The organism is Colwellia sp. MB3u-55, from assembly GCF_014076785.1.
In the GTDB taxonomy this organism is placed as follows: Bacteria; Pseudomonadota; Gammaproteobacteria; order Enterobacterales; family Alteromonadaceae; genus Colwellia_A.
Window position 1 is genome coordinate 91718 of record NZ_JACGUS010000102.1, and the last position, 13898, is coordinate 105615.

General features: G+C 38.8%; 10 protein-coding genes. 1 reads left to right on the forward strand and 9 read right to left on the reverse strand.

What is annotated here, in order from left to right:
* Positions 1-36: 36 nt before the first annotated feature.
* Positions 37-4485, reverse strand: a complete 4449-nt coding sequence (locus tag H4J66_RS06305; RefSeq protein ID WP_182171984.1) for a thrombospondin type 3 repeat-containing protein — start codon at positions 4483-4485, stop codon at positions 37-39.
* Between the two features lie 170 nt (positions 4486-4655).
* On the reverse strand, positions 4656-5264 hold the full coding sequence (locus tag H4J66_RS06310) for a hypothetical protein (RefSeq protein ID WP_182171987.1): 609 nt from the start codon (positions 5262-5264) through the stop codon (positions 4656-4658).
* A 194-nt stretch (positions 5265-5458) separates the two neighbouring features.
* On the opposite strand from H4J66_RS06310, the gene H4J66_RS06315 reads away from it, so the two are divergent.
* Positions 5459-6019 (forward strand): DUF2937 family protein, encoded by a 561-nt coding sequence (locus H4J66_RS06315; RefSeq protein ID WP_182171990.1) that lies wholly within the window; start codon positions 5459-5461, stop codon positions 6017-6019.
* A 228-nt stretch (positions 6020-6247) separates the two neighbouring features.
* On the opposite strand, the gene H4J66_RS06320 is transcribed toward H4J66_RS06315, so the two are convergent.
* The 7 genes from H4J66_RS06320 to rplT all read right to left on the reverse strand — a co-directional run bounded on the left by H4J66_RS06320 (position 6248) and on the right by rplT (position 13888).
* Positions 6248-6538, reverse strand: a complete 291-nt coding sequence (locus tag H4J66_RS06320) for an integration host factor subunit alpha (protein WP_070373739.1) — start codon at positions 6536-6538, stop codon at positions 6248-6250.
* Positions 6539-6541: 3 nt separating this feature from the next.
* Entirely contained in the window at positions 6542-8953 is a 2412-nt protein-coding gene (pheT, locus tag H4J66_RS06325) for a phenylalanine--tRNA ligase subunit beta (protein WP_182171993.1), read from the reverse strand.
* Positions 8954-8964: 11 nt separating this feature from the next.
* The gene (gene pheS, locus H4J66_RS06330) at positions 8965-9945 is read right to left on the reverse strand and encodes a phenylalanine--tRNA ligase subunit alpha (protein WP_070373741.1); all 981 of its coding nucleotides are present in this window, start codon (positions 9943-9945) and stop codon (positions 8965-8967) included.
* Between the two features lie 215 nt (positions 9946-10160).
* On the reverse strand, positions 10161-11459 hold the full coding sequence (locus H4J66_RS06335; protein ID WP_182171996.1) for an ammonium transporter: 1299 nt from the start codon (positions 11457-11459) through the stop codon (positions 10161-10163).
* A gap of 22 nt (positions 11460-11481) precedes the next feature.
* A complete protein-coding gene (locus H4J66_RS06340; protein WP_182171999.1) occupies positions 11482-11820 on the reverse strand; it encodes a P-II family nitrogen regulator in 339 nt (112 codons plus the stop codon).
* Positions 11821-12149: 329 nt separating this feature from the next.
* Positions 12150-13253 (reverse strand): phosphoribosylaminoimidazolesuccinocarboxamide synthase, encoded by a 1104-nt coding sequence (locus H4J66_RS06345; protein WP_182172002.1) that lies wholly within the window; start codon positions 13251-13253, stop codon positions 12150-12152.
* A 275-nt stretch (positions 13254-13528) separates the two neighbouring features.
* Entirely contained in the window at positions 13529-13888 is a 360-nt protein-coding gene (rplT, locus tag H4J66_RS06350) for a 50S ribosomal protein L20 (RefSeq protein WP_070373744.1), read from the reverse strand.
* Between the last annotated feature and the right edge of the window lie 10 nt (positions 13889-13898).

Genomic DNA, 13898 nt, shown 5'->3' on the forward strand with positions numbered 1-13898 from the left:
TAAATGTTCACTTGTTTGTCAAAGTCGCTTTATGACTTACTTACTTAACTTTTTCAATCGTAAGCTCACTAATACCAGTAATAATAACCAGTAAATACTGCCACTACTTGATTGCTCAGGATCGGTTTTCTTGGCAACTTCAGCATTAGGCACAACGGCAACACCACCTGGGTCGTCGATAATACCGTTAACCAAACCATCCGCATCGTTTGCACCGCCATCTTCGATCAGTAAACGTACACATTGATGCCCCTCAGTTAAACCTGTCTGATATAAAGCACTCTGTGGTGGTGGACAAACATCGTTATCTGCTGGACTAGACGCTAAGGTATTTTTACTGTTTTCAACAAAGTTTTGCCAACCATTGTCAGGATTAAATTTCCGGTAAAGCGCATTTTGTGGAATACCATCATTTAACGGAATAACCACAGCTGCAGAGGCACCAAACGGAGTCACCTGATGAATTTCAAAATCAAAGTAATCACTACGATGATCATAGGTATCCGTTGCTACTAAACCGGTTGCATCCATCTCTTGTTGTGTCATTTGCACACCATCTGAAAACTGCTGTAACGCATATTTACCCAAGCGTAATTTTAAGCCCGGCTCAGTTTCCATTAACTTAGTTTGACCGGCATTAACATGTAATGGCTGTAAATAAGCAATATCGTTATTATCTAAGAATGCCGGAACACCATCGTTATCGTCATCAGCATAACCTTCAATATTATCTGCGATACCATCACTGTCCGTATCACTACCGTCGAGTCGAGCTAAAATGCTATTAACCGGAATACTAAGGCGATGAGTTTGTGACAATTCGCCACTGCCATTATCAGTAACACTGACTTCTACCGTAATTAATCCTCTTATTTCTTCAGGTAAAACAAAGTTGTCAGGTTGCAAATAGACCTTTAATTGACTGGCACTTATTTCGGCATTGATATACTCAGGCAGTAACCAATTAATAATGTGTGAATCATTTGGATTATCATCATTTATCTGTAGCTCTATGGTCACTTCACCTTGGTCTTTACTGATACTAGAAACCGCTATATTTTGCTGAGTCATACGCAATTGTGTTGTCGGTACTATATTATTTTCAGTAATAACTATGGTGTGGCTATTATTGACACCGGCATTGATTTCATTACCAAAACTGAGCACAAGCTGTTCATCACTTTCTGCTTGAAAGTCTTTATTAATCAAGATATCAATAAAGCCTGACGTGCCCTCGGTAATAACAATTTTATTGTCTGTTATCTTATAATCAAGGGCATCTACATTACCAGAAATAGCAAAAGGTAATTCAATGGGATAAGCAGGCGCTTTGCCTGATAAGACAACTTCAACCCGAGCCGTAGCACCCTCACCTATTGTTTGCGTCGCACTAAAGTTCACTAACGGATAAACATTAAGCACTTGTGGGGTAGTTGAAACATTACCAGCCTCGTCAACCGCTCGCCATATAATATTGTACAAGCCTGAGGTAATATATTTTTGTCCGCGCTCAAAACCCACCGGTGTTAATGCACAACAGTTAGCGCCATCACGACCATCTTCAACATAAACGTCGGTTAACTGCACCAATTGTGTTTGTGTTAGCGCAGTAAAGGTATGATCAGCATCAAGGTGAACTGCTTGTGGGACGGTTATCACTGGCGCATAATCGTCAATTAATGGATTGGTGTTGTTACGCTCTTCCTCAACATTTACCGTGCCGTCTGAATCTGTATCAATTAGTGCATCAGCATCGTTAAATGGGTTAAAACCATATTGAAGCTCAAAGACATCACTCATGCCGTCATTATCGTCATCAGGATCGGCATTATTACCTAAACCATCAACATCAAAATCTAGTGATTCTGTCGGGTTTAAAGGAAGTGCATCGATATAATCAAGTACGCCATCACCATCATCATCTATATCGTTTACGTTACCAATACCATCACCATCGGTATCCACACTTTCTATCGGATCGAGTGGGAAAGCATCGTCGATATCAAGCACACCGTCATTATCATCGTCACTATCGCTATTATTTCCAATCCCGTCATTATCACTGTCACGTGATTCATTCGGGTCAAAGGGAAATAAATCAACGTTATCTAGGACACCATCATTATCGTCGTCAGTATCAAGTACATCACCAATACCATCGCCATCAGTGTCAAATATTTCTCCTGGATCAAACGGAAAAGCATCATCAGTATCAAGGATACTATCGTTGTCATCATCGGCATCAGCATTATCGCCTAGGCCATCACCATCTGAGTCTTGCCATTCACTTGCATCTAATGGATATAAATCATTACTATCAAGATAACTGTCATTATCGTCATCGGTATCTGCATTATTACCTGTGCCGTCATTATCGGTATCAAGCCTTTCATTAACATCTAATGGAAAAGCATCTAGGCTATCAACTAAACCATCGTTGTCATCGTCACTGTCACTATTGTTACCAACAAGATCTCCATCGGTATCTTGCCACTCGTTCGGATCTAAAGGAAAAGGGTCGTTAGCATCGGGTTCACTATCACCATCATCATTGATATCAACATTATTACCTGTGCCATCACCGTCGGTATCTAAATATTCGCTCACATCTAATGGAAAGGCATCAGCATTATCAGCAAAACCGTCACCATCATCATCTGGATCAGCGTTGTTACCGATACCATCACCGTCAGTATCTATGCTTTCAGCCGCATTTAACGGAAATAAATCGATGTTATCTACAACACCATCATTGTCGTCATCGTCATCGTTAGTTTCATTGGCTAAACCGTCACCATCCGTATCTGTTCTTGCTAACGGATCGGTTGGTCCGGGATCAACCGCATTGGCAATACCATCGCCATCAATATCTGGATCGCTATTATCGCCAATAAAATCGCCATCTAAATCATTCCATTCAGTTGCATCAAAAGGAAAAAGATCTATCGCATCAGGAATACCATCACCGACACCGGTAAAATCGTGCGTGTCATCATCAAGATCGGTATTATCAGCAACACCATCACCATCGGTATCTGTGGTTGCTAAGGGTAAAAGTGAGTTTGCCAGTGTTTCATTTACATCTAATATTCCATCGTTATCATCATCTGTATCAGTATTATTTCCTACGCCATCACCATCAGTATCAAGCCACTCACTTGCATCTAATGGAAATCTATCGACACCATCAGCTACATTGTCGCCGTCATCATCGGTATCAGCAACATTACCTATTCCATCACCGTCAGTATCAATATATTCGCTAGGGTCTAATGGAAAGACATCATCTAAACCATCGATAATACCATTGCCGTTAATGTCATCTAAAACGCCATCATTATCATCGTCTGCATCAGAGTTATTACCTATACCATCAAAATCGGTATCTACTGACTCATTAACATTAAGCGGAAAAGGGTCACTGCTGTCTAAAACACCATCACCATCGTCGTCTGTATCGGTATTATTGCCTGTACCGTCACCATCAGTATCAATAAATTCAGTGCTATCAAGCGGAAAAGCATCGTTTACATTTAAATGGCCATCGCCATCAATATCTGTATCACTATTATCGCCAACACCGTCACTGTCGGTATCTAACCATTCACTCGCATTTAGCGGAAAATCATCGTTTATATCAAGGAAACCATCACCAACACCCGTACCATCGTGAGTGTCATCATCGGTATCAATATTATTATCGATGCCATCGCCATCGGTATCAAACCATCTTGACGCGTCATTGGGCCAGACATCAATAGCATTTGCGTAACTGTCACCATCACTATCGTTATCAGCATTATCACCAATACCGTCGCTATCGGTATCAAGTGCTTCAGAATCATCGAGGGGAAACGCATCGTTGACATCTAAAATTCCATCGCCGTCATCATCGGTATCGGTATTATTACCTATGCCATCAAAATCAGTATCAAGTTGTTCTGAATTATTGAGAGGAAATGCATCATATAAGTCAATAATACCGTCACCATCATCATCGGTATCAGCGTTATTACCTATGGTATCACTGTCGGTATCATCCCACTCTGCAGGGTTAAGTGGGTATACATCGACCACATCAACAACCCCATCACCATCATCATCAAGATCAACCGTATTACAAAGTGTATCTCCATCGGTATTTAACCATTCGAAAGCGTTTTCGATAGCAGGATCATAGATATCAATAACGGCATCGCCATCACGGTTGTTATCAGAAACATCAGGAACCCCATCACCGTCATCATCAGGGTCAGCGTTATTGCCGACACCATTTAAATCAGTGTCATACCATTCTGTAGCATCGCTTGGAAATAAGTCATAAGCACCGCCAATAATAACCGTATCGTCATAACCATCACCATCGGCATCGGCACCCATAGGTGGTGTTGGAATACTACATTGTGTCACAGCTGCATGAGCAGAGAAGTTGATCATAATCGCTGATATAAGTAAAACAGCTTTTAAACGAATTTTTAATGGCATAAATATTCCCACCAATAACTGATATTTATAACTTGTCACAGCAAGTTATTACGTCTTGAAATTAAAAAAGTGCCAATGTAGCAGCGAATATTATTAACCTCGTACTTCACATTGTAAACTTTACCAAAAAAACGGTTGGCCTTTGGTTAAAAATAATTTATTGATCAAACTTAATAATCTAAGCCTCGTCCAAAACGATAACTTAAACCAACATAAACAGATGTTATAGCACCAAATTCAGAAAAATTAGGTTGGTGTTTAACACCGAGGTTTAACGCAGTATTTTTATTTAACTTATAATGAGCAACAACGCCTAATACCATGTTTATATCATTTTCTTGCGAAGGGTATATTTCGACTGTATCTGAACTGTTTGGGTCGGTATAGGTAAGTTTATTCTCAGTGAGCGCTAGTGAAGCGCCCAGTTGATATTCAATCGTTAGTTTTTTAAAAAAAGCATTATAACTTTGTATCTTATGACGATAACTAACAAGCCCATCAATGGTATTAATTTTAAAAAAACGTTCGTCTGTGATGGTGAAAGGTAAATCATATTTTACTTTTTCTAAGTTATTATAAGAAGCAGTCCAATAGAAATTTCCACCTTTAGTAAAGCTGTCTGCTAAAGAAAAACTATAACCTTGGCTGTTAGCGTCTTGCCCTTTGTGAATGTTACCTGCTACTTCTAAAGCATTAACATTGTATGAAAAAAGACTTGAAGCAATAAAAATACCGCCAACGGCAAAAGTTTTCCGCAGCTTACTTAAATTTTTAACCATTATATTTCTTCCTAAATGAGAGTGTTGCAATATTAAATTTTCTTGATCGTTGTTATCTATACTAATTTTCACTATTGATACCACCATCAAAAATTTGACTCTTTATTGCATTCATATCAAATGCATAATCTATTTTATAAATATGCAATTTTTAAACCATAAAAATTTTAAAATATATGCTAATGTTATTTTTTGTGAATATATATTTAAGCGATAAATTAGCTATGTTTAGAGTGATTAATAATATTATTGACCGCTGTTTCTTCACTGTAACATTTATAGTAGGTGTGCAATTACCGGCATTTATCATTCAATATAAACATCGCCTGTCCGGACACTTATCTGAAGCAAAACTGCACCTAGTAGAATTTCAAAACATTGCAGATCTGCACTATCAAGGTAATTTATCAGCGATGATAACGAAGTATCAAGCTAATTCTGAACCGTCAATAGTCAATACTGCCGAAATTATTGACCAATTAGTCATACGGGTTGAGTATTTGCAGTCACAACTTAGCGTTATAACTAACGACGTTTATATTGAACGGATTTATAACTTTATTGTTTATGCCGATAAAGTCATTATTAAAGATACCTTAACTGATTTTTCACTGACTATCCCACTTGAAATAAATGCACTCAGTACTGGAGCGGTCATCGCTATTGTTGGTTTAATAGCGAAGGAAATAATTGTTTCTTTGCTTAAGTTACTAGGTAAAAAGATGTCTCCAAGTCATCAAAAAAGTTCACACTAAAGTAAGATAGTTAAGCGCTACTCTGGCATCACGCATAGAGACACATTGATACCGTAACTAAACGATATCAATAAAGACTACCCTTGCCTTCCTTACTTGGCTCTATCTTATCTATCCTTGGTATCTCGCGAGCATAAAAAAAGGTTGCCGTAGCAACCTTCTATAAAAATCATCTTGTCTATTATTGAATACATAGAAAAGCATGCTCTAACGTTATACGTTAATTAATTAGCCGTTACCGTTTTCAACGCGACTCTTTAATTTTTGTCCAGGACGGAAAGTAACAACTTTACGTGCAGAAATTGGAATATCTTCACCCGTTTTAGGGTTACGACCTGGGCGTTCGCTTTTTACACGAAGATCGAAGTTACCAAAACCAGAAAGCTTAACTTGTTCGCCACTCTCCAACGTTTCGCGTATCTCTTCAAAAAACACCTCAACCATATCTTTTGCGTCGCGTTTGCTCAGCCCAACTTTCTCGAATAAATGTTCTGCTACTTCTGCTTTAGTAAGCGCCATTACCTAATTCCTCAGTGATGCATTTAGCTCAGTTTCTAATGTGTCTACGACACGTTCAACGACTTCATTAATGTCTTTTTCTTCGAGGGTTTTATCACAATCCTGTAAAGTCATCGCTATCGCTAAGCTCTTAAACCCTTCTTCAATACCATTTCCTCGGTATACATCAAACAAGTTTAGATCAACTAAATAATTTCCGCCAACCTTTTCAATAAGTTGTAAGACATTATTTGCATTAATTTGCTCTTCAACGATCACTGCTATGTCACGTCTATTGGCAGGAAAGCGAGATATATCACCAGCTTCAGGGATTTGTTGTGTTGAAATTTCAGACAATAATAGCTCAAAAATAAATGTACGACCGTTTAGTCCTAATTTTCTTTCTAATTCAGGATGTAAGGTACCAACATGCCCCACTAGCACACCATTCTTATGGATTGCGGCGGTTTGGCCAGGATGAAGTGCGACTATTTCATCTTTTGAAAACTGATATAACGAAGCATCGCCAGTAAGAGCCAGTAAGGCTTCTACGTCTGATTTAATATCAAAAAAATCACTTGCAGACTTTTCCATATCCCAATGTTCTTCATTACGCTGGCCAGTCACAACACCTGCAAACATTTGTTCTTGTCGAACACCGTTTTCTGCGGCTTCATCTGGAACAAAACGTAAACCTGTTTCAAATAAACGGATGCGAGATTGCTGGCGGTTCTGGTTGTAAATAACCGATTGCAATAAGCCTGTCCACATACTTAAACGCATCACCGACATCTCACTGGAAATAGGATGCGGTAAAGTCATCACTGCTTGTTCTGGGTGAATAAGCGCTTGTACTTTTGGGTCAACAAAACTATAAGTTATTGCTTCTTGATATCCACGATTAACCATAACGTTGCGTAAACGTTTCAACGGAATGAACTTTTCTTTTTGTTCGCGCATCGCCAACGTTGCTTTAGGCGACACATTCGGAATATTGTTGTAACCAAAAATACGCGCAACTTCTTCAATTAAGTCGACTTCAACTTTAATATCAAAACGATATGCTGGTACCACTACGGTCCAAATATCATTTACAAAGGCAATGTTGAAACCTAAACGCGTTAAAATTCCAGTCACTTTAGCATCTTCAATATGATGACCAATGCGTCCATCAAGCTTTTCGCGGCGTAAGGTTACTGTTTTTTCTTTTGGTAGATTTTCATCACTTAATGCTTCAACGATAGGTCCTGCTTGGCCACCGACAATAGCTAATAATAAGGTCGTTGCACGTTCCATAGCATTACGCTGCAATTCAGGATCAATACCACGTTCGTAACGATGTGATGAATCAGTATGTAAACCATATTGGCGGGCTTTACCTAAAATAGCCAAAGGAGCAAAGAAAGCACTTTCTAAGAAAATATCAGTTGATTTTTCTTCTTCATCAGATTTAACACCCGATTCTTTTCCGCCAAAAATGCCAGCCATCGCTAAGGCTTTACTTTCATCAGCAATCACTAAGGTTTCGCTCGAAAGCGTTACTTCATTACCGTCAAGTAAAACAAGTTTTTCACCTGACGTAGCAAAACGAACATTAATACCACCATCTATTTTTGATAAATCAAAAGCGTGCATCGGGTGCCCTTGCTCAAGCAACACGTAATTAGTTACATCGACAACAGGGTCAATTGAGCGTGTTCCACAACGGCGTAATTTTTCTACCATCCATAACGGTGTTTTAGCGGTTACATCTATATTTTTAATCACTCGTCCTAAATAACGTGGACAAGCTTGTGGTGCAGATAAAGTGATGTCACGCACATCATCAATTGTTGCAACAACAGCAACAATTTCAGGTTCAGTAATGTTAACACTATTTAACACCCCAACTTCGCGTGCTAAACCTTTAAGACCTAGACAATCACCACGGTTAGCCGTTAAATCAACATCGATGGTAACGTCATTTAAGTCTAAGTATTCACGAACACACATACCGATTGGAGCATCGGAGGCAAGTTCCATAATACCGTCAGCACTTTCAGACAAGCCAATTTCTGACTCGCTACACAACATGCCATGAGAAGGCACGCCACGCAATTTAGCTTTTTTAATTTTAAAGTCACCCGGTAAAACTGCGCCAACCGTTGCAACAGCAACTTTGAGGCCTAAACGACAGTTTTTAGCGCCACAAACGATGTCAACTAACTCGCCATCATTAAACTCGCTACCTAGGTTTATTTTTGTTACTTGTAATTTGTCTGCGTCAGGGTGAGGCCCACATTCAACAACTTCACCAATTAATACACCAGTAAATTCACCCGCAACAGGTTCTACAGCGTCAACTTCTAAGCCGGCCATAGTTATTTGGTGAGCTAACTCACTCGATGAAATAGCAGGATTAACCCACTCACGTAACCAAGATTCACTAAATTTCATTGTTGGCTTTCCTACTTGAACTGTTTTAAGAAGCGAAGATCATTTTCGAAGAATGAACGTAAATCGTTTACACCGTAGCGCAACATGGTTAAGCGTTCAACGCCCATACCAAAAGCAAAACCTGTGTATACTTCAGGGTCAATACCTACTGATTTTAAAACGTTAGGATGAACCATACCGCAACCTAAAACTTCTAACCATTTACCATTTTTGCCCATAATATCGACTTCTGCTGAAGGTTCAGTAAAAGGGAAATAAGAAGGACGGAAACGAATTTCAACTTCTTCTTCAAAAAAGTGATGTAGGAAGTCGTGTAAAATACCTTTAAGATGCGTAAAGCTAACATCTTTATCAACCATTAAGCCTTCAACTTGGTGGAACATTGGCGTGTGCGTTTGATCGTAATCATTCCGATAAACCTTGCCCGGAGATATAATACGTAAAGGCGGTTGCTCTTTTTCCATAGTTCGAATTTGTACACCTGAAGTCTGTGTACGTAAAACTAACTTAGGATTGAAGTAAAAAGTGTCATGGTCTTGACGTGCAGGATGGTGCTCTGGAATATTCAGTGCATCAAAATTATGAAAATCGTCTTCAACTTCAGGACCTTCTTTAACAGAGAAACCTAAATCACCAAAAAAGCTTTCTATACGCTCAATAGTACGTGTTACTGGGTGTAAACCACCTAGGTCATTACTTCGCCCTGGCAATGTTACATCAATAGACTCAGCAGCTAACTGTTTAGCAATAACCTCTGCACGTAATAACTCACCACGTTCGGTTAATAATTTTTGTACTTGCTGCTTAGCAATATTGATCACTTGCCCTGCTTTAGGTTTTTCTTCTTTAGGTAATTTACTTAAGCCCTTCATTTGCTCAGTGAACAAACCTTTCTTACCTAAAAAATTAACGCGAACTTGATCAAGCTCTACTGGATCTTTTGCTGCAGAAATAGCTTGTTCTGCCTGCAATATTATATCGTCTAAATTCATGAGTTCCTCTAAAACGGCTCTAAAACCGTTCAGTAAATTTGAAGGTTTTGGCTAGACTGATGGTATTAATATAAATGGTGTATGATTTTACACAAAAATCAATTGATTATGTAGTGAAAAGAGTGCTTTTACTGAAAAAACAGCTCAGATAAGAAAAAGGCCTCTATTTCAATAAAGGCCTTGCTGTTTTTTGACGTCTAAATCATAAAATTTAACTACAAATTATACCCTGATTCATCATGTTCAATTAAATCAAGGCCTGTTATTTCTTGTTCTTTATCAACCCTTAATCCTTTAGTCATCAAGGAAACAAGCTTAAATAACACGTAAGAGACAACCGCGGTATAGACAATAACAGCGCCAATTCCCACTAATTGAACACTAACCTGCCCTAACATCGTGGTGATACCCTCTGCATAACCATAGCCACTAAAAGCGCCTAGCTCTGTAGAAGAAAACACACCCGCTAATAAAGTGCCTAAAATACCCCCAACACCATGCACGGGAAAAACATCTAAAGAATCGTCAATTTTTAACTTTTGTTTAATATAGACCGTTGAATAAAAACAAATAAAACCCGCAGAAATCCCTATCACTAGTGCGCCACCTGGGCCAACAAAACCTGATGCAGGTGTTATTGTCCCTAAACCGGCAACCATGCCCGTTACCGCGCCTAAGACACTCGCTTTACCAAATTTTTTCCATTCAATAGCAGCCCAAGTCAGTGCACCTGCTGAAGCGGATAAATGCGTGACTAACATGGCCATTGCAGCGTCACCATTCGCGGCTAAGGCACTGCCACCATTGAAACCAAACCAACCTACCCAAAGCAAACCTGCTCCCGTAATAGTCATGGTTAAGTTATGTGGCAACATAGGCGTTCGAGGGAAACCATATCGAGGACCTAAAACAACAGCAGCAACCAATGCGGCAACACCACAGGTAATATGCACCACAATACCACCGGCAAAATCATAAATGCCCATTTGGCCTAACCAACCGCCGCCCCAAACCCAATGAGTTACCGGAGCATAAACCGCTAGCAACCATAAGCCACTAAAGATTAACACTGCAGAAAACTTCATTCTTTCTGCATAAGCGCCAATAATAAGCGCTGGAGTAATAACCGCAAACGTCATTTGAAATAAAGCAAACAAGCTTTCTGGAATATCACCAACAAGGGTTTCTTTGGTTATTCCCATCATAAGTACTTTGCTAAAATCACCTATCCACGCATTACCTTCACCAAAGGCTAAGCTATAACCGACCACAAACCAAAGTATCGAAGAAAGAGCAGCAATTGAAAAACACTGCATAAGAATAGAAAGAATATTTTTACGTCGAACTAATCCACCGTAAAATAAAGCGAGTCCGGGTAAGGTCATCATTAGGACTAGAGCCGTAGATGTGAGGATCCACGCCGTATTCGCGCCGTTCAATTCGTCATTGCTGGCAAAACTCGGCAAGGCGACCACGGACAAAAGTAAAACAAAAAGTGTTAATACTTTATTCATCGTTACGCTTGAGTGTAACCGTTTAAATAGCTTCATTATCTGTTTCACCTGTTCTGATCCTAACAATACGTTCGATGTTAGTGACAAATATCTTACCGTCACCTATTTTTCCTGTTTGCGCTGTTTCTAGAATAGTGTCGATAACACGCTCAACCATTTCATCCTTAACAGCGAGCTCAAGTTTCATTTTTGGTAAAAAATCGACAACATATTCAGCACCACGATAAAGTTCAGTATGACCTTTTTGACGCCCAAAACCATTAACTTCGCTTAACGTTAATCCTTTTAGGCCTATCTCGCTGAGTGCTTCACGAACATCATCGAGTTTAAAAGGTTTGATTATTGCGGTTATCAACTTCATTTGTTCACCTTTAGTGCATATTATTTAAGATTGTTTATATAAATTTATTTAAGCACCATTTGTGCCCAAAGATACAATCAATTAAAAAACATGAAGTTAAAAAACAATAATGAATATCACACCGCTCAAATGCACCAAGATATTGCACAAAAGCACGACCCAAAAACCACATTGGTGCGCAAATTACGACCATTAGTCAGGTTTTATATTTTAAACAAGGTGTAAAGGGCAAAATTAAAGGGTTAGTATTAGCAAAGGTTAGAGATGATAAATAGCGCACAAAAAAAAACCCTACGGGTGTAGGGCTTTTAAGCAGAGACAATAACAACTTAATCGATTAGCTGATACTGCTCGCGTAAAATATCAATAATTTCAGCTTTAGGGTTAGCAGACAAAACAATTTTTTGACCGGTAATTTTCTCAGCGATCGCTGTGTATGTTTGTGATACATCCATTAACACGGATGCTGGTAACTCATTGTTACGAGCTAAAGCTAAGCGCTCGTCCATGCGATTTTTATTTAATAAAATATCATCATCAGGGAAATGTGCTAAAAGTAATTGGCGGAAACCTTCTTTCGAGTTTTCAACCACTTTACCGGCACGATATTGCTCGCCATCCCAAATACGTGAAGAATCAGGCGTACCCACTTCGTCCATATAAATTAACTTGTCGTTGCCCGCTTTATCTTTTACATAGCCAAATTCAAATTTAGTATCTACAAAGATTTGATCAAGCTTTGCCAACGCATCAGAAATAACGTCAAAACCTTCCGTTAATAATTTTTCGTATAAAGTAATATCATCAGGCGTCTTAAAATTAAAGGCTTCAAAATTATCTTCAATATTTTTGCGAGTAATATTAACATCATCAATAGCAGGAACGCCCGGAATGCCTTCTAAAATACCTTTTGTTGAAGGTGTTTGTAGAAGTTCAGGTAGCTTTGAATCTTTCAATAATCCTTCAGCTAATTCGATACCACAAAATTCACGTTCACCTTTTACGTATGAACGCCACATAGAACCAGTAATATACTGACGACAGATAGCTTCAATCATTACAGGTTTAGCTTTTTGTACGATCCAAACAAACGGATGTGGAATATCAAGAATATGACTATCGGCTAGACCTTGATCTTTAAATAATTTAAACCAATGATTTGATATAGCATTCAGTGATGCACCTTTTCCAGGTACACCTTGCATACCACCTTCGCCTTGCCAAATACATTCAAAAGCAGAAATACGATCACTAATAACCATAATGGCTAAAGGTGTGTCGTCGGCAACATCATAGCCTTTCTCTTGAATTAGTCGCTTACTATCCGCGTCGGTTAACCAATAAACACTGCGCACTTTACCGCTGTGAACTGGTGCATCGGTACGAATAGGTAAATCATTATTTACCGCTAAAATTTGATCTGCAAGACTCATCGGTTTAAACCTTAATTATCAAGTTAATATTAATTGTAGCGAATAATATCTTTGCGCGTTATCCCAAAAGATAAAATAGTATTCGGTATAATTAATAAAAACATTTTAATACATTATAACCAAGGTGTTTAGTTTAATTTCCAAAGTAAAGAACGGAGCTAATAACTATTAGTAAGTACTTTAAAACGCAGAAAGTGAGCTAAAGAACAAGTTAGTATGATTAAAAAAAGAAAAGGACGCCTAATGGCGTCCTTATCTCAAAGCTTTTTCAAGTTCTATGCAGCTAAAGCAGCTTTCGCTTTTTCAACTAAGAATGTGAATGTTGCTTTGTCGTATACTGCAATATCAGCTAGGATCTTACGATCGATTTCAATAGCAGCCTTTTTAAGACCATTAATGAAAACACTGTAAGATAAACCGTTTATGCGAGCTGCTGCATTTATACGAGTGATCCAAAGCTGACGGAATTGACGTTTACGTTGACGACGATCGCGGTAAGCGTACTGACCTGCTTTAGTTACTGCTTGATAAGCAACACGGTAAACACGGCTACGTGCTCCGTAATAACCTTTAGCTTGCTTTAGAACCTTCTTGTGACGTGCACGAGCTTGTACACCACGTTTTACTCTAGCCATTCTATATCTC